Here is a 25,907-nt window from a genome sequence, read left to right as displayed (position 1 = left end):
CCGTGACCCCGGGGCCATCGGCGATGTGAGCTGGGTCGAGCTCTTCGTCGATCTGCTCTTCGTGTTCGCGTTCCTGGCCGTCACCACGCTGATGGCCGAGCATTTCAGCCCCCTCGGGTTGGTCCAGGGCGTGCTCGTCATCCTCCTTCTCTGGCACTGCTGGACCCCGTGTGTCTGGCTCGGCAACGTGGTGCACCTCGACCGGGGGATCATGCCCCCGATCATGCTCGGCATCGCCGCCGCCCTGTTGGCGATCGGGGTCGCGATACCCGAGGCGTTCACCGACCGGGCCGGCGGGCTGCCCGGCCCGATGGTGCTGATCTGCGGATATCTGCTGATCAGGGCGACCGCCATGGTCGTCCTCACGTTCGTCAGCCACCGGGGCGAGGGCGGACAGCCGTCGGTGGTCGCCGCCTGGTTGATCTTCATCGCCGGTGGGCTGGTGCTGCTCGCCTCCTACCTGGTGCCGCCGCTGCTGCCGGCGGTCGTCGACGCCGCCCTGGTGCAGGCTGTGCTGTTCGCGAGCGCTCTCATGATCGACTCGCTGATCCTCGTGGCGGCCAGCAAGGGCGGCTGGCGGGTCGTCTCGCCCTGGCACCTGGCCGAACGGCACGCCCTGATCGTGCTCATCGCGCTCGGCGAGACGATCATCTCGATCGGCGCCAGCGAGGGGCTCGGGGTGGACCGCCCGGTGACCTCCCAGTTGGCCGTCGGGGCGGTGCTGGGCATCACCGTGGTCTTCGCGCTGTGGTGGAGCTACTTCGACCTGGCCAAGGTGATCATCGAACGGGCCCTGCGGGCCAGCTCCGGGCGGGACCGCGCCCGGGTCGGTCGGGACGTCTACAGCGGGCTGCACCTGCCCATGATCGGCGGGTTGATCTTCTTCGCGCTGGGGCTGAAGTATCTCAACACGCACACCACCCCGAAGAGCACCCACCCGTGGCCGTCGGCCGGCGTCGCCGTCCTGTACGGCGGTGTGCTGCTCTATCTGGGCGCGCTCGTCGTGGTGGAGTGGCGGGCGGTCCGGTTGCTGGGTCGGGGTCCGCTGGTGGGGGTGGCGCTGCTGCTGGCGCTGCTGACGGTGGTCGGACGGCTGACCGCGGTGCAGGCGCTGGTGGTGCTCGTCGCCGCCGTCTGCACGATGCTGGTGCTGGACAACACCCTCTTCCGGCGGAAACACCGGCAACTTCACGAGTCGGTCGAGCAGGAGAGCCTCCACGTCGGGACGGTCGACCCTCGGGAACTCTTCGTCGACCTCGTGTTCGTGTACGCCTTCATCGAGGTCACCGCGGTGATGAACCGGTTTCCGACCCTGCTCGGCCTGGCCCAGGGCATGATCCTGCTGGCGCTGCTGTGGTGGGCCTGGACGTCGTACACCTGGCTCGCCAACGCCGTGCGGCACGACAGCACGTTGGTGCGGTTGTGCACGGCGGGCATCATGACGGCGGTGCTGCTGATCGGGCTGGCGATCCCGCAGGCCTTCGTCCCCCTGCCCGGCAGCCTCCCCGGCCCGCTGCTGGTCGTCGGGTGTTACATCGGCGTCCAGCTCATGCAGGGGTTGATCTTCCGGCAGCTCGTCCGGGAGAACTCCGACCTGCGGGGCACCCGGACCCGGTTCGTCGCCACGACCGCCACCATCGCCATCCTGCTGGTGATCGTCGTCGTCGAGGTGGTCGCCCCCGACGCGGTCGCCCGGCACCCCGCCGTCACGCTGCTCTGGGTGGCCGCGCTGCTCGTGCAGTACGTCGCCGGGTACTGGGCCGGTGGGCGGCTGTGGCGGATCAGGCTGGTCCGGCACTGGGCCGACCGGCACGCCCTGGTCATCCTGATCGCCGTCGGCGAGGCGGTCCTCTCCGTCGGCATCTCCATCAACAACGTGCCGATCTCCGCCCCCACGCTGGTCGTCGTCGTCGCGTCGGTGGTGGCCCTCGGCACGATCTGGTGGAGCTACTTCACCGGCATCGACGCGGCCCGGATCGCCCTCGGGGCCTACGAGGGGGACCGTCGGGTCCGCGCCGCGCGGGACGCGTACACCTATCTGCACCTGCCGATGATGGCCGGGATCGTCCTGGTCGCCTACGGCCTGCACCAGACCCTGGCCGCGTCCCAGGAGCGGCACAGCGCCCTGCTGGGCCACTACATGCTGTTCTTCGGGGTGGCGTTGTACCTGTTCGGCAACCAGATGTTCTGGCTGCGGATCTTCCGGACGGTCAGCCCCCACCGGCTCATCGGCGCGGTGGTGGTCACCGTCCTCGCGCCGGTGACCGTCGCGCTGCCGTCCGTGGTCTCGTTGCTGCTGCTGACCGTGCTCGGCGTCGGCTTCGCCGTAGTCGAGGCGGTGCAGGAGGGTGACCCACGGACCCGGCGGCCCGCCCGGACGTGACCCGGTTCCCGGCGGCCCGCCCGGGGCTCAGCCGACGGTGCAGGGGCTGCCGTTGAGCCCGAAGCTGGTCGGTGGCGCGTTGCTGGTGCTCCAGCTGCCCTGGATGCCGAAGCTCACCGAGCCGTTCGCCGGTACGACGCGGTTCCAGTCGACGTTGCGGGCCGTCACCGTGGTCCCGCTCTGGCCGGTCGTCGCGTTCCACCCGGAGGTGATCTGCTGGTCCCCCCGGAAGCTGAAGGTGAGCGTCCAGCCGTCCACCGGCGCGGTCGCGGTGTTCTGGACCGTCACGACGGTGACGAACCCGCCCTGCCACTCGGACTGGTTCTGGTAGGTCACCCGGCAGGTGGGCGGCGGCGGCATCGGCGTCGTCGGCGGGGTGGGCGTCGTCGGTGCGAAGACCGTGTTGGAGGCGATCGAGACGTTGCCGGCCGCGTCGCGGGCCCGCACGTAGAACTGGTACCGCAGCGGCGTCGACGGCGGGGGCGGCGGGGGGAGCGCGATCGTGTACGTCGTCGTCGGCACGGTGGCGACCAGGAACGAGGTGAACCAGCCGTCGAAGCGGTAGACGTTGTAGCCGCTCACCCCGACGTCGTCGGTCGACGGCGACCAGGAGAGCGTGGCGGTCGAGTCGGTCACGTCGCCGAGGGTCAGGTTCTGCGGCGCGCTCGGCGGGGTGGTGTCCGGCCCGGTGTCGGTGACCGGGGTGACCACGGTGACCGGCTCCGACGCCAGGGAGCGGTGCCCGACGACGTCCCGGGCGGAGACGCGGAACGAGTACTGCCGGCCCGGGGTGATGTAGTTGCTGATCGTGGTGGTGGTGACGTCGCCGACGCTTGCCGACATGACGACGTCGTCGAAGGGGCTGTAGTACGTGATGTCGTAGCCGGCGATGGCGCAGCAGCCGGGGGTCGCGGCCGTCCAGGTGAGGGTGACCGACCTCGTCCTGACCTGGCTGGCGGTGACGTTCGTGGGCACGCCCGGCGGGAAGGGCGAGGTGTTCGGTGTGCCCGGCGGGGTGGTGGGTGCCATGGTCGGCGGCGGCGTCGTGGCCGCTCCCGTCAGGGGCGCCGCAGCGGGTGCGGGCGCGACCCCGGGGAGCCCACCGGCGGCCGCTCCGGGGGGCGTCGTGGTGCCGGCACCGGCGGCCGGTACGGCGATCGCTCCCACGCCGAACACGGCGATCGACGAGACGACGGCGACGAGCAGGCCGGGCCGCACGCGGCGGCGCGGCGCGGACGAACGGACCCCTGGCATGCGTCCACCGTGCGGCAACACATCGACGCTTGTCAACGGCTTACATCATCCGGTGCGCGGTTCCGGCCAGCTCCGACCCGACCGGTACCGACGCCGGGCACGACAGCCACCCACCGCCGCACTCACCATACCTCGAAACTGTTAACGCAAACATCACATGACTTGCCCGGCGGCCACTTCTCCCGTCCGATCGGATAACCGCAGGTAGAGCAGCCCTACAACCTCGCAGAGGGGCCGGAATAGCCGGTTTGACAGCCGCGAACCGAGGCCGGAGAAGTTTCGAGAAAGTCCGTGTCACATCTTGACGGACCACGTATTCATCCACGAGAGTCCATATCAGCGGACGTGGCGCACGGTCGGGAGAACCGAGGCGTCGCCCAACCGCAGCTGAGGGTGCCCGGGCAGCACCTGTTAACGCTAACAGAACGACGGTCGACGGGACGTCGAACACCACCAGGAACCGACGACGGCGGACACCACCGACCGTCGGCGTCAGCGTGCCCTCCCACCCGTCCGGGCCGCAGGTGGCGGCCAGCCTCACCCTGCGCCGCGACGACCCGCCCACCATCCGCACACCACCAGGCACCACGACAGAAGGGGTCCGATCCGTGGCGATCAGCCGACGAGCACTCATCAAGGCCGTGGCCGCATCCGGGGCGCTCACCGCAGCATCGGTGGCCGGGCTGCCCGGCGTCGCGTGGGCGGCAAACACCGCGTACGCGATGACCTACTTCACCGAGACGCCGAGCTTCCAGGGCGCGGACTACGGCCTGCACCTGGCGGTGAGCCGCGACGGTCTCAACTGGACGCCGCTGAACCAGAACAACCCCGTCGTCACCCCCACCCAGGGGCAGCTCGGCCTGCGCGACCCGTTCGTGTTCCGCAAGCAGGACGGCACCTTCGTGGTGCTGGCCACCGATCTCAAGGGCACCAACTTCGGCCTGAACAGCCAGTACCTGCACGTGTGGGACTCGACCAACCTGACGAACTTCACCGGCTACCGCCGGATCAGGATGCACACCCTGCCCAACTCGCACACCTGGGCGCCGACCGCGTTCTGGGACGCCGCCCGCGGCCAGTACGCCATCGTCTACTCCTGCAACAGCGGCGGCGACGTGCTGATGGTCAACTACACCAGCGACTTCGTCAACATCGGCCCCCAGCAGGTGTTCTTCAGCCCCGGGTTCGGCGTGCTCGACGGCGATGTCGTCGTCGACGGCGGCACCACCTACCTCTACTACAAGAACCTCTCCACCGGCCTGCTGCACGGCGCGCGCTCCTCGACCGGGGCGCCGAACAGCTTCACCACCTACACCAGCGGGCTACGGATGGGCAACGCGATCGAGGCTCCGCTGCTGGTCAAGAACAACGACGGCAGCGGCTGGCGGCTGTGGGGCGACTCGTTCAGCCCGGTCAACGCCGACTACTACATCTGGTCCACCTCGAACATCGGCGGCAACTCGTGGACGGCGCTCAACCAGCGGGACTACACCCCGCCGTTGAACGCCAAGCACGGCTCGATCGTCGGGATCAGCGACGCCGAGTACAACGCGATGGTGTCCCGGTGGGGGACCCCGAACTGGGTCCGGCTCAAGTCGTCGAACCTGCCGGACTACGTCGTACGGCACAGCAACGGCGTCGGCCGGATCGACCCGTTCCCGTTCGACCCGTACCAGGACCAGTTGTGGCGGATGGTGGCCGGCCTGTCCGACGCCGCCGGGGTCTCGTTCGAGTCGGTGAACCGGCCGGGCAGTTTCCTGCGGCACAGCAACTACGCCATCCGGCTCGACCCGAACGACGGGTCGGCGACGTTCCGCGCCGACGCCACCTTCCACCGCACCGCCGGCCTGGCCGACGCGGCATGGACGTCGTTCCGCTCCGCCAACTTCCCCGACCGGTACCTGCGGCACGCCGGGAACCTGCTGCGGATCGACCCGCTCAGCGCCGGGTCGGCCCTGAACGACAGGCAGGACGCCACCTTCCGCATCACGCCCTGACCGAGGAGGACACCATGACCAGGACCCTGCTGCGCCGCGGTGCGGCACTGCTCGCGAGTCTGCTCTGCGTGGTCGTGCTGAGCCCGGTCGCCGGCCACGCGGACAACCCCATCGTGCAGACCATCTACACGGCCGACCCGGCGGCGTTGGTACACAACGGCCGGGTCTACCTCTACACCGGCCACGACGAGGACGGCTCGACGTACTTCACGATGAAGGACTGGCGCGTCTACTCGTCGGCCGACATGGTCAACTGGACCGACCACGGCTCCCCGATGAGCCTCGCCACCTTCAGCTGGGCCAGCGCCGACGCGTGGGCCGGCCAGACCGTCTACCGCAACGGCCGCTTCTACTGGTACGTCCCGGTCAAGAACCGGGCGACCGGACGGATGGCGATCGGCGTCGCGGTCGCCGACAACCCCACCGGTCCGTTCCGCGACGCCATCGGCCGGCCACTGGTGGAGAACGGCGAGATCGACCCGCACGCCTTCGTCGACGACACCGGGCAGGCATACCTGTACTGGGGCAACCCCAACCTGTGGTACGTGCGGCTCAACACCGACATGGTCTCGTTCTCCGGTGGCCCGACCCAGATTCCGCTGACCACCGCCGGCTTCGGCACCCGCAGCGGCAACCCGAGCCGACCCACGTTGTACGAGGAGGCACCCTGGGTCTACAAGCGCAACGGCCTCTACTACAACGTGTTCGCGGCCGAATGCTGCTCGGAGTTCATCGCGTACTCCACCGCGCCGGGCCCGACCGGGCCGTGGACCTACCGGGGGACGATCATGCCCCGGCAGGGGGCCAGCTTCACCAACCACGCCGCCGTCATCGACTTCAACGGCGGCTCGTACTTCTTCTACCACAACGGCGCGTTGCCCGGCGGCGGCGGTTTCACCCGCTCGGTCGCGGTGGAGAAGTTCGCCTACCGCGCCGACGGCACCATCCCGACGATCACCATGACCACCTCCGGTGCACCGCAGGTCGGCACGCTCAACCCGTACGTCCGCCAGGAGGCGGAGACGATCGCCTGGTCGGTCGGGGTGGAGACCGAGCCGTCCAGCGAGGGCGGGATGAACGTCGGCTGGCTGAACAACGGCGACCACATCAAGGTCAAGGGGGTCGCCTTCGGGGCCGGTGCCACCTCGTTCACCGCCCGGGTCGCGTCGGCGACCACCGGTGGCCGCATCGAGGTACGGCTCGGCGGCGTCACCGGCACCGCCGTGGGCACCTGCACCGTCCCGGTGACCGGCGGCTGGCAGACCTGGACCACGGTCACCTGCCCGGTCAGCGGCGTCACCGGCACCCAGGACGTGTACCTGCGGTTCGCCGGGGGCAGCGGCAACCTCTTCAACGTCAACTGGTGGCAGTTCCGCTGACGCCCCGCCGCCCGGCCGCCCGGCCCACCGTGGCCGGCGGCGACCACCTCCACCCCCACGCACGAGGAGACACCTGATGACAGGACGCAGATCGAGACTCGGGTCGGTGGCCGCGACGATGCTGCTGGCCCTGGGCCTGGGCACCGCGATGGTCAGCGGCGGCCTGGGCGCCTCCGCCCGCGCCGCGGACGTCGGGACGACCGCCGCGACGGCCGGCTGCGGGAAGGCCCCGACCCTGGCCAGCGGCACCCACACCATCACCAGCAACGGCAAGAACCGCAGCTTCATCCTGCGGGTGCCCGACGGCTACGACGTCAACCGGCAGTACCGGCTGGTGCTCGGCTTCCACTGGGTCGGCGGCACCGCCACCGACGTCGCCACCGGTCAGACCGTGCAGCGCGACGTGTGGTCCTACTACGGCCTGCAACGACTGGCGAACAACAGCACCATCTTCGTCGCGCCCCAGGGCCTGAACAACGGCTGGGGCAACGCCGGTGGGGAGGACATCACCTTCGTCGACAACATCCTCAGCCGGGTCGAGGCCGGGCTGTGCGTGGACACCACCCAGCGGTTCGCCCTCGGCTTCAGCTACGGCGGCGCGATGAGCTACGCGGTCGCCTGCGCCCGGCCCACCGTGTTCCGGGCGGTGGCGGTCTACTCCGGCGGGCAGCTCAGCGGATGTAGCGGCGGCACCCAACCGATCGCCTACTTCGGCGCGCACGGCATCCGCGACGGCGTGCTCTCCATCGCCGGCGGGCGTACGCTGCGCGACCGGTTCGTCCGCAACAACGGCTGCACCGCGCAGAACCCGCCCGAGCCGAGCCAGGGCAGCCTGACCCACCGCAGCACCACCTACTCGGGCTGCCGCGCCGGGTACCCGGTGGTGTGGGCGGCCTTCGACGAGGGGCACATCGCCGCCCCGCAGGACGGCGCACCCGGTGACAGCGGCACCCGCACCTGGCTGCCGGCCGAGACGTGGCGGTTCTTCACCCAGTTCACGTCGCCCACGCCCACGCCCACCACACCCGGCCCGACCACACCCGGCCCGACCACACCCGCACCGACCACCCCACCGCCGGGCGGCGGGGGCTGCGCGGTCACCGCGACGGTCAACGCGTGGAGCACCGGCCTGACCGAGGACCTCACCGTCACCAACACCGGCAGCACCCCGGTCAACGGCTGGTCGCTGGTCTTCACCCTGCCCGGCGGGCAGAGCATCACCTCCGGGTGGAACGCCACCTACACGCCCGCCTCCGGCCAGGTCACCGCCCGCAACGTCAGCTACAACCCGACCATCGCCCCCGGCGCCTCGGTCAGCATCGGCTTCCAGGCCAACCACACCGGCAACGCCGCCGCGCCGCCGACGTTCACGCTCAACGGCGTCACCTGCACCAGGTAACCGCCGTACCGGTCGCGGGCGGGCCCGGGGTGGCCCGCCCGCGACGCTCCCGGACGCCGGCGTCCGGGAACGGCCCGCAGCTCAGCCGGCCGTCCAGGCACGGAGCTTGTCGGGATTGAGGACCGTCCAGATGCGCCTGATCCGGTCACCCTCGACGTCGAACGCCAGCACCGCCCCGACGACGCCCGCCACCTGCGCCACCAGACCGGGCTGCCCGTTGACCGTGCGCTCCAGGAGCCGGACGCCGGAGGCCGCACCGCCCCGATCGGCGAAGAAGCGCGCGATCCGCTCGGCACCCTCGATCGGGTGGAGTACGGCGCTGACCAGGCCGCCGCCGTCACCGGTCGCGGTGGCGTCGGGCGTCAGCAGACCGACGAGCGCGTCGATGTCGGTGTCCTCCCACGCCTGCTTGAAGGCCCGCACGACACCGGCCTGCCGGGCTGCCGGCACCCTGGGCGCCGACGACCCGCGCACCCGGCGACGGGCGGACGAGGCCAACTGGCGGCACGCGGCGGGCGTACGGCCGACTACCTCGGCCACCTCGGCGAAGGAGTACCGGAAGACGTCGTGCAGGATGAACGCGACGCGCTCGGCCGGTGTCGTCGATTCGAGCACCACCAGGAAGGCCATGCTGATCGACTCGTCCAGGGTGACCCGGTCGACCGGGTCACCCGTACCGTCGCCGGTCCACTCGGCACTGTCGGGCAGGGGCTCCGGAAGCCACTCCCCCACGTAACGTTCCCGCCGGACGCGGGCCGAGCCGAGCACGTCGAGGCAGATCCGGCCGGCGACCCTGGTCAGCCAGGCACCCGGGGTCTCGATGGCTCCCCGCTGGTCGGGGGAGAGGGCATACCAGCGGGCGTACGCCTCCTGCACGACGTCCTCGGCGTCGGCCAGGGACCCGAGCAGCCGGTACGCGAGACCGATGAGCTGGGGCCGCTCGCTCACCGGCCCGCTCGGGGCCGCCTCGGGCCAGTCCAGTCCGGGCCCGCTGGGGTTGGTCATGCTGACGCCGACTCCCTTGATCGTCCGCTTCCCCACCGGTTCGACCGACGGCACCCGCAGCTGCGGAGTCGAAGCGCCGCCTGACATTCGGCAGGGCTGTTTCGTCGTATCGGTAGGCCGAACACTATCCCAGCAAACCGCGGGGAGAACCTGACATGAACCTCGCCCCGGGCGACACCGGAACCGTCGTGGCGGACCTCGCGCCGCCGGTGCCGGCCGGTCTCGTCCGGGGTCACTTCGGCCCGTGCTCCGTCAGCAGTTGATCCACGGCCATCGTCACGGCACCGCCGACCGGGAGAGAACGATCATGGAACCAGTGAACCTCGCGATCATCTACTACAGTGCCACCGGCACCGTGCACACGCTGGCCAAGGCCGCGGTCGAGGGGGCGGAGAAGGCCGGCGCGAACGTACGCCTGCGCAGGGTGGCCGAGACGGCTCCGGCCGAGGCGGTCAATGCGAGGGAGGAGTGGGCCCAGCACGTCCAGGACACCGCCGACGTCGAGGTGGCCAGTGGCGACGACCTGGAATGGGCCGACGCGGTCATGTTCGGCACCCCCACCCGCTTCGGTCTCGTGTCGAGCCAGCTCAAGGCATTCATCGACACCCTCGGTCCACTGTGGTTCCACGGCAAGCTCTCGAACAAGGTCTACTCGGCCTTCACCGCGTCCAACAGCGCGCACGGCGGGCAGGAGTCGACCCTCCTGTCGCTGTCCAACATCTTCTACCACTGGGGCGGGATCATCGTCCCTCCCGGCTACACCGACCCGATCCAGTTCCAGTCGGGCAACCCCTACGGCACCTCCCACGTGGCCGGCGGTGGCCCGCCCAGTGACGTCACCCTCCAGGCGGCCCGCTACCAGGCCCGCCGCGTGGTCGACACCATGGCCGCGCTGAAGGCGGGCCGCCCCGCCTGATCCGACCTCCGGCGACAGCCGTGGGAGGGGTGACCCGCCGGCCCGGCCGGCGGGTCACCCCTCGACGTGGCCCACGAAGCGGGGACGGGACGGTGGTCGTCCGGCCCGACCGGACCCACCCGGGCCGCCCTGCCGGCGACAGGTCGTCATACGCCGCCCGTGGCGTACGCCGTCAACCGGCGAGCCGGACCGGCAGCGCGGCCAACCCTCGGGTGAGCAGGCCCGGGTGCCACTCGATGGCGTCGGCATCCACCGCCAGCCGGGCCTGCGGGAAGCGGGCCAGGAAATCCCCGATGGCGACCTGTGCCTCCATCCGGGCCAGCGGCGCCCCCATGCAGAAGTGGATGCCGTAGCCGAACGAGAGGTGCGGGTTGCGCTCACGGTTCATCAGGAACCGGTCGGCGTCGGCGAACGCGGTGCCGTCCCGGTTGGCCGCGTGCAGGGACACCATGACCAGATCCCCCGCCGCCACCTCCGTACCGAAGAGGTTCATCGCCGTGGTGACGGTGCGCAACGCGGCACCCGTCACCGGGCTCTCGTACCGGAGGAACTCCTCGATGGCCTGGGGCAGATCCTCGGGGTGGGCCCGGATGTGGTCGGCGAGCTCCGGGGTCCGCAACAGCAGGTAGAGACCGTTGCCGATCAGGTTCGTCGTGGTCTCGTGGCCGGCGACGACGAACAGGAAGGCCGTCGAGATCAGCTCGTCCTCGGTGAGCCGGTCGGCCTGGTCCCGGGCGGCAATCAACGCCGACAGCAGCGCGTCGTCCGGGTCGACCCGCCGCCGGGCGACCAACCCCTGCAGGTGCGCCACGAAGTCGGTGACCTCGCGGACCGGAAAGACCGGCGCTCCCAGCCCGGCGCTGAACGCGTCGGCCCACCTCCGGAAGTTGGCCCGGTCCTCGACCGGCACCCCCAGCAGTTCGGAGATCACCTGGACGGGCAGCGGGGACGCGTACGCGGCGATGAGATCCGCCTCGTCGGCACCGGCCGCGAGCCGATCCAGCAGATCCCCGGAGAGGTGTTCGACCCGGGGACGCAGCGCCTCGATCCGCCGGGGCACGAAAGCCTTGGCGACCAGCCTGCGCAGCCGCGTGTGGTCGGGCGGGTCGATACGCAGCATCGACGTGTTCATCGCGGACCGCACCTGCGGACTCAACGCGCCCTGGTCGAACCAGTCGTGCTGGTCCCGGTTGGACAGGCGGGGATCGTTCAGCGCCTCGCGCACCTCGGCGTGCCGGGTGACCATCCAGACCGGCACGCCGTTGGGTAGCCGCACCTGCCGGACCGGTCCGGCGGCGTGCATCGAGGTGAGGAAGTCCTGCACCGTACCGGTCAGGTCGAGGACATCCGGGGAGTCGCTCATCAGCACCACTGCTCTCTCACACGGCGACGGCTACGGACCGGGACAACGCGCGTGGCGTCACCCGCTTGTCGTACCGGAGTCGGACAGCAACATCTGGTCGAGCATCCGGGGCTGCCAGTTGTAGTACGACTGGACCTTGTAGTTCTCCTCACCGGTCGACGACACCCCTGCGTAGTAGACGAACCTGCTGTCGGCGGCGTTGTTGGGCAGCCCCCGGAGAAACTGCTCGATCTTCGGTTCCAACGGGACCGGAAGGGATGCCGAGTCCGACGTCATCACGGCGAAGCAGAATCGCTCGACCGCCGAGGACTCCCAGCCCAGGCTGGCGTAGATGCCGAAGGAATGCCGGGCGAGCCGGAGCATCCGCTCGCCCGGATCGGGCAGACCGAGTTCACGGGTCATCGACAGGACGCCCTCGGGGGTGAGGCATGCGTCGGGCAGCGCACCGAAGTACACGTTCACCGTCCGGTGCCGGTAGTCGATGCCGAAGGTGTTCACCCTGTCGTCGAGGCCGCGCCGGGCGAAGAACTCCATGTTGTCGGCCAGGCTGCGGGGCATCGAGGGACATGCGGCGAGCGTGGCCAGCGACTGCATGCCGTCCGGCGGGAAGAAGACGTATATCTTCTTGAACCCGCCGGCCACGCCGAAGTCGATTCCGTAACCGGCGATCGGACAGTTCTCGCGGATCTCGGCGAGCAGGGCATCGACCGGGTGGTCCGCCCTCCCGGTGAGCCCGTTCGACAGCGCCACCGCGTACGGGTCGACCTCCCTCCCGACGGTGAAGCGCCAGTCGAGATCACCCTGGTACCGCGTCCCGGTCGCCACCCGCAGCGCGATGACGGCACTCGGCAGCGAATCCGCGTACGCGTCCAGGATGGGCTGGACCCGCTCACGCGAGCAGGGCACCTCCAGCAACCGGGCCGACTCCTCGATGGCCGAGTACAGGTCTGCTGACTCGGGGTGCTCGGACATTCATCCTCCAGGTGTCCGGGCCGGCGCGCGGAGCACGGGCCGACCCGTCGGCAGCGGCAGAAGCATGGGTTGGCCCGGCTAGCGGGCGAGGATCACCGTGGTCGGCGACGGAGTGGGGTGGAAGGTGACGTCCTCGAAACCGGCCTTGGCGAGCCATGCCAGGTAGTCGGCCCGCCGCCAGGTCCCGCCCCGCCTGCTCTTGAGCAGCATCTCCGCCGCGAAGATCAGCGAGAAGGAGGGGCCGCTCCGGTCGTCGTCGACCACGTAGTCACAGATGACCAGGGTGCCGCCGGGCCGCAGCGCGCCGCGCACCTTCGCGAGCAGGGCCGTGTTGTCCTCCGGACCCTCCTGGTGGGCCACGTGGGAGTAGACCACGACGTCGTAGGCGGCGGCCGCCAACTCGGTGCTGTGGAAGTCCCCGTCGATGCAGGTGAACCGGTCGGCGACCCCCTGCTCGGCGACCAGCCGGCGGGCGATCGCGTTGATCGGCGCCCAGTCGAGCTGGGTGGCCCGGGCCGCCGGGTTCAGCCCGAGCCACGCGGCCGAGAAGATCCCCGAGCCGCCGCCGAGATCCAGGATCGAGATCTCGCCGGCGTCCGCCAGTCCCAGCAGTTCGGCGACGATCGCCGTGACCGGGACGGACTGCGGGGCGATGGCCGTCACCACCTTCTTCCAGTGGGGGTTGTCGGCGACCTCCACGGTCGCGGCCCTGATCGGTCCGCCGGCACGGACCACCTCCGGCAGGTCCGCCAGCGCAGCCATGTGGGTCATCTTGAGCTTGGCGAACTCGCTCAGGCTGGTGGGTTTCCCCTCGACCAGGAAGGTGCTCGCCTCGGCGGTGTTGCGGTAGCGACCGTCGTGCAGCTCGACCAGGCCGATGCCGACGAGCCCGTCCAGGAGGGTCTGCGCTCCGCGCTCGGAGATGCCGGACCGGTCGGCCAACCCGCCGGCGGTGTCCGCGCCGGCCTCCAGGTGGGTGAAGAGCGCGTGGCTCGCCGCCGCGCCGAGGATGCCGGTGGCCCAGTAGCCGTTGACGAGGTGCATGATGCGGTCCGGGGTGGGCTGGTCGCTGGTCATGCTGCTCCTGCTCGGGTGTGGGGGTGCAGTGCGCACCCGGTGCCGGCGACGGGGGTCGGTGGGGCGCTCCGGTCCCGACTGGTCATGCGGTCTTCGTCGCGAAGAGGATGAACCGTCTCGGGATGGCGTCCGGTGGGATGTCGGCGGGGTCCTTGCCGACCACCCGGGTCAGCTCGAAGCCGCACTCGGCAAGCCAGTCGCGGTACGTCGACACCTTCTGCAACCCGCCCTGAGCGGTGGCGCAGCCGAGCAGGAACGTCGGGAAGAAGTCGACCTGGGAGTCGTCGCGATCGGTGACGTCCTCGGGATAGACCGGCGCCAGGATCACGAGCTGACCACCGACCTCCAGGGCCCCGTTGGCGCTCCTGAGGATCCTGAGCACGTCACCCCTGTCGTACATGTCGAGGTAGTGCTTGATCAGCACCACGTCGAAACCGGTCGGGACATCCGTGAAGATGTCGCCGCCGACGAACGAGCAGTGTTCCTCGACGCCGTGTTCCCGGAAGTTGCGCAGCGACTCCTCCTCCTTGCCCGGCGCGTCGAAGTTCGTGACGTGCAGGCCCGGTGACGCCTTCGACCGGTAGGTCATGATCGATCCGAGACCGTTGCCGCCGAGCAGGTCGAGCACCCGCGCGCCGGCCGGAATGTCGAGGTTCTCGAAGAACCAGCCGTAGACGTGGCCGGTCTCCAGCTGCGCCAACCGGCCCCACGACTCGAGGATGTCCTGGTGTTCGGCCGCGGCGTCGAAGAGCGTGCCGTCGAAACCGTAGAACTCCTTGAGCCCCACGAGCGTTCCGGTCTGCACGCTCTCGGTGAGATAGAACATCTGCCGGAGCATGGCCACTTTGATCATCTTCATGAAGGCGAGCGCGCGGTCGAGGTCGGCCTCCGCGACGCCACCGAGGGCGTCCAGCGAGTAGGCGCGTGAACCCTCGTCGTACGCGACGAAGCCCTCCTTGACCATCAACTGCAGGAGCTGCTCCACCGCGTCCGGCTTCACCCCCACCGCGTCACCGAGCTTCACCGCCGTCAGACCCGGGTTCTCCCGCAACCGATCGATCAGCCCGAGCTCGAAACAGGACAGCAGGTTCATGAATCGCGTCGGCCCCACCATGTACTCACGGAACCGGGCGAGCGTGGCTTCTGGCGTCATGTACTGATCCCTCCGAATTGTTTGCTGCCGCGGCACGACAGGTGACCCCGGCACCCACCACGGAACGTCCCGGGACCGGCTGATGGTCAGTTAGGGTTCGGCCCCTGATCGGATCTGCCGTCGAGCATCGACCACCGGGCTTGGCCGGGACTGTTCGACCGGTTGGCATCGACTTGGGGGAGGTCGGTCAGGGCCAGGCGGTCGTTCACGAGCCGGGTCAGCGCAAGCGCCTCGTCCGACAGGGCGACCCGGCGACCCCGGTCGTCGTCGCGCATGCGGGCCACGCCCAGGCAGGACAGCAACAGGGCATGGGACACCGGGTCGGTCACCTGTGCCAGTGCACGCTCCAGGGCGTCGACGAGCCGACGGCCGGCCTCACCGTCGCCGGACTGACGCCAGAGCGGCTCGCCGACCGCCGCCGCCGCCACGGCTACCAGCCGGGAGGTGGCCGGTTTGCCACGGGACTCCCCCACGACCAGTGACTCCTCGATGGCCTGGATGAACACGGGCAACCCGTCGCGCGGGTTCCCGGCGCGGTACAGGCTGGTGCCCAGCCCGAGCAGCAGCGGATACCTGTCGAAATCCTCCCGCTGAGCCAACTCCGCAGCGGTCAGGGCCTGCCGCCAGAGTGTGGCGGCCTCCCCGAACGCCAGTCGGGTGTCGGCCGCCCGTGCCGCGACGGCCGCGTACGTACAGGCGCGGGCGGCGGCTGCGGGATCGAGTTCGGCGGCCAGCAGCCAGTGCCGGGCGATCTCGGCGGCCCGTTCCGGAACACCCGCCCAGGCCCGGGCCGCCGCCATCCCGATCCGTCGGTGCAGCCTGACCCGGCGCAGTCGCCCGATCGACTCGTAGAGCGCCTCGGCGGCCAGGGCGTGGGTGAAGCGGAACCATCCCAGTCGCTGCTCGTCCTCGACGATCAGGCCCACCGCGCCGGCGGCGTCCATGATCTCCAACGCCGACTCGATCCCGATGCCGGCCGCCTCGGCGACGATCTCGATGGCGAAGTGTCGGCCGGCGACGGCGGCCACCGACACCACGTCGAGGGCGGACTGCGGGAGACAGCCCATCCGCCGAAGCACCACCTCGCGTACCGGCACGGGCACCGGCACCGTGTGCGGATGCGCGAGATGCTCGTCGGTGGTCAACAGCTTGATGAGTTCCCGCAGGAAGAACGGGTTGCCCTCGGTGCGTTCCCAGAGCCCCTCGGCGGTCGGCCTACCGACCTCCCGGTGCAGCAGGTCGCTCGCCAGGCACCGGGTCTCCCGGACGTCCAGACCCGCGAGCTCTATCCGGGTCAGCTCCGAGCGGGCGAGTGCGGCAAGCGTCTCGGCCAGGGACGCCGCCTCCCCCGACCGGTAGGACACCGCCAGCAGGAGGCGGTTCTCCGGCACCGACTCGGCCAGGTGGGCCAACAACCTCAGGGAACTCGCATCGGCCCGGTGCAGGTGGTCGAAGACGATCACCAGGGGTGCGGCCTGCGAAGCGTCGGTCAGGTAGTGCAGGATCGCCTCGAACCGGCGCAGCGTGGCCGTGGCCACCTCGGTGCCGTCCGCCATCTGCTGGTGGTCGCCGTTGAGGAGTTCGGCCACCGGCGCGGGTACGGGATGGTGCGGGAAGCAGGTGCCGGCCGCCCGCAGGATCTGCTCCCACAACCACAGGGGCGGTGCGACGACGTGTTCCGGGCAGCTGCCCCAGAGCACCGGCGCACCCGCCAGCATGGCGAACCGGCGCAGCAGGCTGGTCTTGCCGATGCCGGGCTCACCGGAGACGGTCACCACCCGGCCCCGACCGGTCGCCCCGGTCAACGCGTCGAGCAGTTGTCGCAGGGCGTCCTCCCGGCCGACGAAGACCTCGCCGTCCACCAGCGGCGACGGTGCCGCCGGTGGGAGCGGGCCGGTCGTCCGGGCCCGCCCCGTCGCGGCGGGCCGGTCGGGACCGGTCGGCACCGCGACAGGCGGGGCGGGACGCCACTCCAGCGCCGGCACCTGGTTGAGAATCTCGCGTTCCAGGTGCTGGAGTGACGGTCGTGGGTCGATGCCCAGTTCCTCGGACAGCCGCCGCTGGGTCGCCCGCAGCACACCCAGCGCGTCGGCCTGCCGGCCCGCCCGGTACAGCGCCAGGCTCAGCAGCTCGCAGCCGTACTCGCGCAACGGATAGGCGTGGACGAACGCGTCGAGTTCGGCGACGGCCACCTCGTGCGCGCCGACCGCCAGGAGCGCCGCACAGCGCGCCTCGACGACCGACAGCCGCAACTCCTCCAGTCGCGCCACCTCCGGCACGATGCAGGGGGCGTACGCCACCTCCGCGTAGGCCTGCCCACGCCAGAGCGACAGGGCGGTCTCGAACTCGTGTAGCGCCTGCTGCGCGTCGCCCCGGTCCCACGCCTGCCAGCCGGCCGTGGCATGTCCGCTGAACCGGTGGACGTCGACGTCCACGACCCGCCTGTCCAGCAGGTAGCCGGGCGGGCAGGTGCGCAACACCGTGGCCGGCGTCCGTGGGGCCCGGTCCGGCTCCAGCACCCGGCGCAGATTGGCCACGTACGCCTGCAACGAGGCCATCGCCGACGGCGGCGGGTGCTCCGCCCACAGTGCTTCCAGAATCACCTCGACCGCCACCGGCTGACCGGCCCGGCTCACCAGCAACGCCAACAGCGCGCGCTGCTTCGGTGCGCCCAGATCGACCAGTCGGCCCGCGACCACCGCCTCCAGGGGCCCCAGCGCGCGGAACTCCGCCAGGACCCGGCAGGCGACCCGCTCCTCGTCCCTTCGGGAGGGGTCCGACGCGGTACGGAATGAGGACCCCGTGACAGCAATATTGATCATGCGTCGGCACTTCCGGTGTGAACAGCGGAAGAAGCGCAACGACACGGGTCCGGTGTGACGATACCAAATGGTTTGTGGTCCCGCTTGCCCGTTACCCGGGCATGGACCGCAGACCGCATGACGGTGCCCCTTCCCCCGCGGCTACCTAGGCTGCGCTCATGTTGCCGGGCAAAACGCTACCGCCGACCGGAGGTGGTGGCAATAAGGACCATAACCTTCGCTAATCGATGCAGGTCATTGATGGTATCGAGTCGGGACGCCCTCGCTTCGGGCACCCGTTGACATCACCGAAAAGGCGTCACGATGTTAGGCCGGGGTGGATGGTGTCGGGTTTCCGCCGCCTGGCTGATCACGGTGCCACTTCGGCGTACCCTTATGCGCGATCACGGCTGCCGGCCGGGGTGCGTCCATGCTGCCCGGCGCATTTCCGGCGGACGCGTTCCGGGTCCGCCCCGGGCCAGCCGGGCGGCGGCCACAGTCGATCCACACCGCCCGCCCAGCTCAGCATCCCGCGCCGTCGCAGCGTGCGCCGCCGGGGCCGGACCAGCGAACCACACCGACCCACGGGCCCGCGCGGACACACCGGCCAGTGGCCACCGACCGGCCGTACGCACGCCGGGGCCGACCGGTGTCCCCCGTCAACGCGTGACGTCACCGGCGGCTACACCGGGCCAGGCTGCGCGGCACCATTTTCGGGCATCCCTCTTGCCATCGGCTTGGTGTCGACTTGGAATCGACTTGACGCGGCCCGCCGACCGGACCACCCGGCGCGGTGATCGGATAATCGACGACACCGGCACTGGTGATCAATTGTTATTGCAAGCCAATTTTCGGCAAGCGGCCCCCGGGGACGACCCCGGACAGGCTCTCCCACCTGTCGACCTCACCAATACGCGACACCCGGCGCATATGGTCGAACTCACGGAGACTGCCGCCGGCCGGCGACGGAGTACGGTTTCCCCTAAGGGTAGGGCGGGAGCGCGCCGACGAAACCGCCTCGAAAACGGTTTCCGACGAACCGCAGCCCCGGTCGACATCAAGGCGGTACCGCAGGCACGAAAGTGTCGCGTCGGATACCTGGCCCCGGGCAGAAAAGCGGGGCGGTCCCGCCGGGACCGGCTGGAGACCGTGCACGACCACCGCGACGGGCACCTCACCTCCTCGCCACCCGGCAGCCCGGCGGCACCGCGCCCGGACACCGGGGTCGCCCGGCCGGTCCAGATCGGCCAGATCACGCCGGACCGGCCGGCGGCGAGGACGGGACGTCGAGACGACCGGGTGTGGAGCGCCGGTGGATCGCCTGACCGGCGCGCTGGTCCAAGACCGCACCAAGCCGGCACCAAGCCGCCGGACAGTCCGGGTCAAGCCCCGTACTCGATGCTGTGCGAGGCAGCGCACCCGGAAGCGGGAGCAGGACGCCGCCGGGACCGATGTCGACCGGCGCAGATGGGCACAGCCGTAGCAGAGCAGGGCCGGCGCGTCACCGAACCAGCACCGTCCACGCACCGGCGACTCCTCCCGATCGAGGTCGCGGCGTCCCGGACCGATCGACCCGGCCGGGCCGGTGCACCCCGCGCCGCAGGGGCGCGGACCCCTCACACGCACCGGTACGCAACAACGGCCCGAACGGCCGTCAGAGATCCCGAGGAGGCGGTTCAGATGAAGGGCTCCGCGATCCACCGCTCCATCCGGAAGGACGGCCTGCACCTCGGTCTCGTACCGCAGATGGCCGCGGCCCGGAACAGGTCCACCCTGCTCACCCTCGACCACGACCTGGACGTCCTCCCGCAGGCGGGCCGGCGGCTGACGGTGGCCGAGATCGCCGGCCACGTGGACGACCTGGCGGCCCGGCTGTGGGCGGCCGGGGTACGACCGGGAGAACGGATCGCGATCTACAAGAGCGCCAACTTCGACGTCTGGGTGCTGGCGAGCGCCGCGTCGCGCGTCGGCGCGGTGCCCGTGCTGCTCTCGCCCGCCCTGGACGCCGCCACCGTCGGCGCGCTCCTCGGCCGGCTGGAGCAGCCGAACCTGCTCACCGATGACCGTAAGCTCGACGACCTGGCCGACGTGCCACTCGCCGAACTCACCAGGCGGGTGGTCACCGTGACGGGGCACCGCCCCGGTACGGCGTCGCTCGCCGACCTCGCCGGCTCCCCGCGGATCACACCGGTGTGCCGGAAGTTCGACGAGCCAGCGATGATCACCCACACCTCGGGTACCACCGGACTGCCCAAGCTCGTCGTGCACACGCCGCAGACAATGGGCGCCCGGCTCACGCCGCAGTGGCGGCTGCTGTCGCTGATGCGCCGACGGGAGACGGTCGCGATCCACATCTCCTTCGTGCACTCACGGATGTTCGCAGCGATGGCACTGGCGTTGTTCTTCGAGATGCCCGTACTGCTCATGCGGGAGTCCGATCCGGACCGCGTCGCCGACCTGTTCCTCGCCAACCGGCCGGGATTCATCGAGGTGCTCCCCAACTCGCTGATGGAGTGGGAGCGACTCACCGAGGACCGGCGCAAGCCGTTCGCGTCGATCAAGTACTTCAGCACGACGTTCGACGCGATCCACCCCCGGACGATGAGCCGGCTGCTCAGGTCCTCCGAGCGGCGGGGAGCGCTGTTCTTCCAGATCTACGGCCAGAGCGAGGTCGGCCCGGCCGTCGGCCGACCGTACTTCCGCCACTCCGCCCACCGGGCGAACGGCCGCTGTGTCGGCTGGGCGATGCCGGGATGCGCGCGGATCCGGGTGGTCAGCCGCAACGGCAGGCGACCCTCGGAGACGAATCCCGGCTTCATCGAGGTCGCCTGGCCCGGCCTGGCCAAGACCTACTTCGCCGAGCAGGAGCGGTACGACACCAACCGGGACGACGAGTGGTGGCGCACCGGGGACGTCGGCTACCGGACCAGGCTCGGCTGCCTGCACATGTTCGACCGGGAGGTCGACATGATCCCCGGGTTGCGCAGCGCGTTGGAGGTCGAGGACGTCATGCTCGGGGAACTGGAGGAACTGACCGAGTTGGTCGTGGTGCCCGGCCCGAACTCCGAGCCGATCCCGGTCATCTGCACCCGGGACGACCAGCCGCTCGACCTCGACCGATGGCGTACCGCCGCCGCCAGGTTCCCCCAACTGGCCGCGCCGATCCAGATCCCCCAGGCCGACCTGCCCCGTACCGGCACCCTGAAGGTCCAGCGGATCGCGTTGTCACACCGGCTCCAGGGTGAGCTGGAGAAGCGGAGCTGACGGGCACCGCCACGTCGACGGTCGCGGGCCCGACCCACGGTGCCGGCCGTCCCCGTCGGGTCGGCTGACCCCCACGACGTCCCATCGATTGACCGGGAGAAGAAGTTGACCGCGCATGCTGAGTTCGACACGGCACGGGCCAGGCTGATCGACCACCCCCTCTATGCGCAGATCTCCACCGAGGAGCGGCTGCGGATCTTCATGAAGCACCACGTCTTCGCCGTATGGGACTTCTTCACCCTGCTCAAGCGCCTACAGACCGAGGTGACCTCGGTGACCCTGCCCTGGCGACCCCGGGGGCACGCCGAGCACGGCCGGTTCATCCTGGAGATCGTCCTGGCCGAGGAGACCGACGAGGACATCGGCGGGGGTTACGTCAGCCACTTCGAGCTGTACCGACGGGCCATGGACGAGATCGGCGCCGACACCGCGCCGATCGACGGGTTCCTCGCCGCACTCGACCGCGGTGTCAGCCCGACTGCGGCGCTCAAGGACGAGCAGATCCCGCCCAGTGTCCGCGACTTCGTCGGCCACACCCTCACCGTGGCGCTGGACGGCGCACCGCACGAGGTGGCGTCGTCGTTCTGCCACGGCCGGGAGAACCTGCTGCCCGACGTCTTCTCGGCGGTCCGCGCCAACGTCGACGACGTACTCGCCAACGCGCCGGTGTTCCGTCACTACCTCGACCGCCACATCGCCCTCGACCACGACGAACACGGGCCGCTCGCCCTGCGGCTGCTCGCCGCGCTCTGCGACGGCGACCCGCAGCGTGAGGCCGAGGCCACCGCCGTCAGCATCGCGGCGATCAGGGCACGCATCGGCCTCTGGGACGGGGTGCTCGCGGAGTTCGACGCAGTTCGTTGACCGATCACGTCCCGCCGGACCGCCGGTCAGGGACCGGGCCTGGGTGCCCGGACGCCTCGACCAGGCCAGCGGCCGGTGACCCCCGAATGCCGAGAGAGAGTGGATTCCCGAGATGCCTACGTTGTGCAAGCCGTCGGTGGGTGTACCGGAACACGTCGTCACGATGGAAGAGACCCTGGAGTTCGCCAGGACGGTCCACGCCGGCAACCCGCAGCTTCCGCTCGCGCTCCGACTGATCGGGAACACCGGGGTACGCAAGCGGCACATCGTGCAGCCGATCGAGCAGGCGCTGCGCCACCCGGGTTTCGAGGAGCGCAACCGGATCTACGAGATCGAGTCCAAGAAGCGCTGTCCGGGCGTCATCGAGCAGGCCCTGGCACACGCCGGGGTGACCGCGCGGGACATCGACGCGATCATCTACGTGTCGTGCACCGGCTTCATGATGCCGTCGCTGACCGCCTGGCTGATCAACACGATGGGCTTCCGACCGGACACCCGGCAGCTCCCGATCGCGCAGTTGGGCTGCGCGGCCGGTGGGACGGCGATCAACAGGGCGCACGACTTCTGCACCGCGTACCCCGGGGGCAACGTGCTGATCGTCTCCTGCGAGCTCTGTTCGCTCTGCTACCAACCCACCGACGACGGGGTCGGTTCGCTGCTGTCCGACGGGCTGTTCGGCGACGCGGTGGCGGCCGCCGTGGTGCGGGGCCACGGTGGCACCGGCATCACGCTGGAACGCAACGCCTCGTACCTGATCCCGGACACCGAGGACTGGATCTCCTACGCCGTCCGGTCCACCGGATTCCACTTCCAGCTGGATCGCCGGGTGCCCGGCACGATGGAACCCCTCGCCCCGGTGCTGCGCCGCTTCACCGACGGCCACGGCTGGGACGTCGGCAACCTCGACTTCTACCTCATCCACGCCGGCGGTCCGCGCATCCTGGACGACCTCGCCAAGTTCCTCGACGTCGACCGGGAGATGTTCCGGCACAGCTGGGCGACCCTGACCGAGTACGGCAACATCGCCAGCGCGGTCGTCCTCGACGCCGCCCGCAGGCTCTTCGACGAGGACCCGCCGTCCCCGGGGGACCACGGGATCATCGCGGCCTTCGGCCCCGGCATCACCGCCGAGATGGCGGTGGGCAGCTGGAGCACCGACACCCGCGCGGCACTGGACCTGGCACCCCCCGCCGCCGCGGTTCCGCACCGCGACCCGGAACTGGTCTAGGGAAAGGGGACCATCGCATGAGTGGCCTCATCGTCCCACCCGGCGAGGGACGCAAGCTGATCACCAAGGCACAGGAGGTCACCTTCAAGGTGACCGAGGCACACGGCTCGGCCACGTCGATCTTCGAGGTGGTGGTGCCACCCGGCTTCGACGTCGGGGCGCACACCCATCACCACGCGCAGGAGTTCTTCTACGTCCTCGACGGCCGACTCGACCTGCTGGCGTTCGAACCCACCACCCGCACCCCGCACGGATGGCAGGACTGGGCGTCCGCCGACGGGGACCGGGTGGTGACGGCGGGTCCGGGTAGCTGCATGTTCGTCCCGGCCGGCTGCCCGCACGCGTTCCGCAACTCCACCGACGAGCCGGCGCGGATGCTGTTCCAGAGCCATCCGTCGCCCGACCACGAGAACTACTTCGAGGAGATCGTGGAGATCTTCTCCGCAGGGAAATCGGTGGACCCCGACGCCGTGCAGCGACTGCGCGACAGGTACGACGTCGACCAGATCACCCCCCTGCGCTACGGGCTCCCGGCCCTGACCGGCACCAACGGCAATCCGGCGTAGTGGGGAGATGAGAGTGGACGCGATTCCTCTGGTCCGACCGAGTCTGGGCGAGCGGGAACTGGCCGCGGTCGCGCAGGTGTTCTCCTCGGGTTGGCCGGCCGGCCAGGGACCGAGCGGCAAGGCCCTGGAAGCCGACCTCACCCGCCGGTACGGCGTGGCCGACGCGGTCGCGGTCAGCAACTGCGGTGCCGCCCTGCACCTGGCACTGCTCGCCCTCGGCGTCACCGAGGGCGACGAGGTGATCGTCGCCGACTACACCTTCCCCGCGCCCGCCCACGCCGCCCGCTACGTCGGCGCCACCCCGGTCTTCGCCGACGTACGCCCCGACACCGGCACCGTCGACCCGGAAGCCGTAGCCGCTCTGATCGGCCCCCGTACCGTCGGCGTCATCGCCGTGGACACCCTCGGCCTGCCGGCGGACTACGACGAGCTGAACGACCTCACCCGACGTCACGGGCTGTTCCTCGTCGAGGACGCCGCCTGCGCCATCGGCGCGACCTACCGCGGTCGACCCGCCGGTGCCCTGGCCCCCGTGGCGTGCCTGTCCTTCCACGGACGCAAGGGCATCACCAGTGGCGAGGGCGGCGCCCTGCTCACCACCGATCCCGCCCTCGCCGTCGACGCGCGCCTGCGCTCCTCGTTCGGCATCGGCAGCATCTTCGACCAGGCCCAGGTCGTCGGCCTCCCCATTCCCGAGTTCACCGAGATCGGCTACAACTACAAACTGTCCGACATCGCGGCGGCGATCCTCCAGGTGCAGCTCAGCCGCGTCGAGGAACTCCTCGAACGCCGCCGTGCCGTCGCCGCGCACTACGCCCACCTGCTCGCCGACGAGGACCTCGTCACCCTGCCGCACGTACCCGACGACCGCAGCCACGCCTGGCAGTCCTACCTGGTCACCCTGCATCCGGACGTCGACCGCGCCGCCGTCGCCACCGCCCTGCGCACGCACGGCATCGGCTGCGGTCACGGCACCTGGGCCAGCCACCGACAACCCGTCTACGCCAGTAGCCAGCACTGCCCCGTCTCCGCCGACCTCGCCCGGCGCAACCTGGCCATCCCGATGCACGCCGAACTCACCCCCGGCCAGGTGGAACGGGTCGTGGCGACCCTGCGCACCGCGCTGCGCACCCGGACCCGGGCGGGAGCGGCGTGAACACCCGTCCACCCGTCGTGGAGCACCGGGCCGGTCCGGCCGCCGGGGTGGCCGTGAGCACGGAGGCGATCGACGCCGTGCTGCGGCGGTTCTTCGTCGACCGCCGGGCGGAGGCCGACGCGATCGGGCCGGGCTTCGCCACCGCGGTCGCCGAGTTGGAGGGTCACGTGTTGCGCGGCGGCAAACGCGTACGGCCGGCCTTCGCCTGGCTGGGGTGGATCGGTGCCGGCGGCGACGAGGCCGGCCCCACCGCGGAGGCGGTCCGTCACACCTGTGCCGCGCTCGAACTGCTCCACGCGTCGGCGCTGATCCACGACGACATCATCGACGCCTCACCGACCCGCCGCGGTCACCCCGCCGCGCACGTGGCCTTCGCCGAACAGCACCGCCACCACGGCTGGCCGGGTGACGCGGAGTCGTTCGGCACCGGCAGCGCCATCCTCGCCGGGGACCTGGCCCAGGGTTGGGCCGACGACATGATCCGCGGCGCCGGTCTCCCGGTCGAGGCGTACGAGCGGGTCGGCCCGGTCTGGTCGGCCATGCGCACCGAGGTCCTGGCCGGCCAACTGCTCGACCTGTGGGCCGAGGCCGGCAACGACGAGGAGGTCGATTCGGCGTTACGGATCGACAGGTACAAGACGGCCGCCTACACGGTGGAGCGCCCGCTGCACATCGGCGCGGCTGTCGCGGGCGCGGGTGCCGGTCTCGTCGCCGCGTACCGCGCGTTCGGCGTCGACATCGGCGTCGCCTTCCAGTTGCGCGACGACCTGCTGGGGGTCTTCGGCGACCCGGAGTTGACCGGTAAGCCGTCCGGCGACGATCTGCGCGAGGGCAAACGGACGGTGCTCCTCGCCACGGCCCTGCGCTTCGCCGACGAGCGCGACCGGGCGGCGGCGGCCTACCTCCGGGCCAAGGTCGGCACCAGTCTCACGGCCGACGAACTGCGCAGCATACGGGGCATCTTCACCGACATCGGCGCGGTCGACCACGTCGAGCGGGACATCGCCCGCCGCACCGGGCGGGCCCTCGCCGTGCTGGAGGCCAGCGACGCCACGTCCGACGGTCGTCGTGGGCTCGCCGCGATGGCGGTCAGCGCGACGCAACGACGCTGGTGAGCGGGTTCGACGCCG

Annotated in this window: 18 protein-coding genes; 11 read left to right on the top strand and 7 right to left on the bottom strand. The window is 70.6% G+C overall.

The window, feature by feature from the left end:
* Positions 1 to 25: 25 nt before the first annotated feature.
* The gene (locus ACN265_RS32520) at positions 26 to 2,383 is read left to right on the top strand and encodes a low temperature requirement protein A (protein ID WP_420115773.1); all 2,358 of its coding nucleotides are present in this window, start codon (positions 26 to 28) and stop codon (positions 2,381 to 2,383) included.
* Positions 2,384 to 2,410: 27 nt separating this feature from the next.
* Here ACN265_RS32520 and ACN265_RS32515 read toward each other — a convergent pair whose 3' ends face one another.
* Positions 2,411 to 3,637, bottom strand: coding sequence for a cellulose binding domain-containing protein (locus ACN265_RS32515; protein ID WP_421411225.1), 1,227 nt, complete (start codon positions 3,635 to 3,637; stop codon positions 2,411 to 2,413).
* A gap of 497 nt (positions 3,638 to 4,134) precedes the next feature.
* Here ACN265_RS32515 and ACN265_RS32510 point away from each other — a divergent pair, with 497 nt between their 5' ends.
* The 3 genes from ACN265_RS32510 to ACN265_RS32500 all read left to right on the top strand — a co-directional run bounded on the left by ACN265_RS32510 (position 4,135) and on the right by ACN265_RS32500 (position 8,412).
* On the top strand, positions 4,135 to 5,634 hold the full coding sequence (locus ACN265_RS32510; RefSeq protein WP_307798933.1) for a glycoside hydrolase family 43 protein: 1,500 nt from the start codon (positions 4,135 to 4,137) through the stop codon (positions 5,632 to 5,634).
* Positions 5,635 to 5,648: 14 nt separating this feature from the next.
* Positions 5,649 to 7,013, top strand: a complete 1,365-nt coding sequence (locus tag ACN265_RS32505; RefSeq protein WP_421411223.1) for a glycoside hydrolase family 43 protein — start codon at positions 5,649 to 5,651, stop codon at positions 7,011 to 7,013.
* A 76-nt stretch (positions 7,014 to 7,089) separates the two neighbouring features.
* Complete coding sequence (locus tag ACN265_RS32500; protein ID WP_421411221.1) at positions 7,090 to 8,412, top strand: cellulose binding domain-containing protein; 1,323 nt, start codon at positions 7,090 to 7,092, stop codon at positions 8,410 to 8,412.
* Between the two features lie 81 nt (positions 8,413 to 8,493).
* On the opposite strand, the gene sigJ is transcribed toward ACN265_RS32500, so the two are convergent.
* Positions 8,494 to 9,417, bottom strand: coding sequence for an RNA polymerase sigma factor SigJ (sigJ, locus tag ACN265_RS32495; RefSeq protein WP_421411219.1), 924 nt, complete (start codon positions 9,415 to 9,417; stop codon positions 8,494 to 8,496).
* 307 nt (positions 9,418 to 9,724) lie between these two features.
* Between sigJ and wrbA the strand changes: the two genes are divergently transcribed.
* On the top strand, positions 9,725 to 10,333 hold the full coding sequence (gene wrbA, locus ACN265_RS32490) for an NAD(P)H:quinone oxidoreductase (RefSeq protein ID WP_204925357.1): 609 nt from the start codon (positions 9,725 to 9,727) through the stop codon (positions 10,331 to 10,333).
* Between the two features lie 172 nt (positions 10,334 to 10,505).
* Here the strand turns inward: wrbA and ACN265_RS32485 are convergent, their stop codons facing one another.
* From ACN265_RS32485 to ACN265_RS32465, 5 genes are all read right to left on the bottom strand, one after another.
* Complete coding sequence (locus ACN265_RS32485; RefSeq protein WP_420119662.1) at positions 10,506 to 11,696, bottom strand: cytochrome P450 family protein; 1,191 nt, start codon at positions 11,694 to 11,696, stop codon at positions 10,506 to 10,508.
* Between the two features lie 57 nt (positions 11,697 to 11,753).
* Entirely contained in the window at positions 11,754 to 12,668 is a 915-nt protein-coding gene (locus tag ACN265_RS32480; protein ID WP_421411217.1) for an aromatic prenyltransferase, read from the bottom strand.
* A 78-nt stretch (positions 12,669 to 12,746) separates the two neighbouring features.
* The gene (locus ACN265_RS32475; protein WP_363649293.1) at positions 12,747 to 13,745 is read right to left on the bottom strand and encodes a methyltransferase; all 999 of its coding nucleotides are present in this window, start codon (positions 13,743 to 13,745) and stop codon (positions 12,747 to 12,749) included.
* Between the two features lie 82 nt (positions 13,746 to 13,827).
* Positions 13,828 to 14,898 (bottom strand): methyltransferase, encoded by a 1,071-nt coding sequence (locus tag ACN265_RS32470; protein ID WP_420119659.1) that lies wholly within the window; start codon positions 14,896 to 14,898, stop codon positions 13,828 to 13,830.
* Positions 14,899 to 14,984: 86 nt separating this feature from the next.
* Positions 14,985 to 17,597, bottom strand: coding sequence for a BTAD domain-containing putative transcriptional regulator (locus ACN265_RS32465; RefSeq protein WP_421411215.1), 2,613 nt, complete (start codon positions 17,595 to 17,597; stop codon positions 14,985 to 14,987).
* Positions 17,598 to 19,379: 1,782 nt separating this feature from the next.
* On the opposite strand from ACN265_RS32465, the gene ACN265_RS32460 reads away from it, so the two are divergent.
* The 6 genes from ACN265_RS32460 to ACN265_RS32435 all read left to right on the top strand — a co-directional run bounded on the left by ACN265_RS32460 (position 19,380) and on the right by ACN265_RS32435 (position 25,892).
* Entirely contained in the window at positions 19,380 to 20,963 is a 1,584-nt protein-coding gene (locus ACN265_RS32460; RefSeq protein ID WP_421411213.1) for an AMP-binding protein, read from the top strand.
* A gap of 105 nt (positions 20,964 to 21,068) precedes the next feature.
* Complete coding sequence (locus tag ACN265_RS32455) at positions 21,069 to 21,827, top strand: DUF3050 domain-containing protein (protein WP_421411211.1); 759 nt, start codon at positions 21,069 to 21,071, stop codon at positions 21,825 to 21,827.
* A 112-nt stretch (positions 21,828 to 21,939) separates the two neighbouring features.
* The gene (locus tag ACN265_RS32450) at positions 21,940 to 23,055 is read left to right on the top strand and encodes a type III polyketide synthase (protein ID WP_420119655.1); all 1,116 of its coding nucleotides are present in this window, start codon (positions 21,940 to 21,942) and stop codon (positions 23,053 to 23,055) included.
* Positions 23,056 to 23,072: 17 nt separating this feature from the next.
* A complete protein-coding gene (locus ACN265_RS32445) occupies positions 23,073 to 23,621 on the top strand; it encodes a cupin domain-containing protein (protein ID WP_204925366.1) in 549 nt (182 codons plus the stop codon).
* 13 nt (positions 23,622 to 23,634) lie between these two features.
* Positions 23,635 to 24,777, top strand: coding sequence for a DegT/DnrJ/EryC1/StrS family aminotransferase (locus tag ACN265_RS32440; RefSeq protein ID WP_421411209.1), 1,143 nt, complete (start codon positions 23,635 to 23,637; stop codon positions 24,775 to 24,777).
* Positions 24,774 to 25,892 (top strand): polyprenyl synthetase family protein, encoded by a 1,119-nt coding sequence (locus ACN265_RS32435; protein WP_421411207.1) that lies wholly within the window; start codon positions 24,774 to 24,776, stop codon positions 25,890 to 25,892. Before ACN265_RS32440 ends, ACN265_RS32435 begins: the two co-directional genes overlap by 4 nt.
* Positions 25,893 to 25,907: the final 15 nt, after the last annotated feature.

The organism is Micromonospora sp. WMMD730, from assembly GCF_049178955.1.
Lineage (GTDB): Bacteria > Actinomycetota > Actinomycetes > Mycobacteriales > Micromonosporaceae > Micromonospora > Micromonospora wenchangensis.
This window is presented reverse-complemented; position numbering and strand designations above follow the sequence as displayed.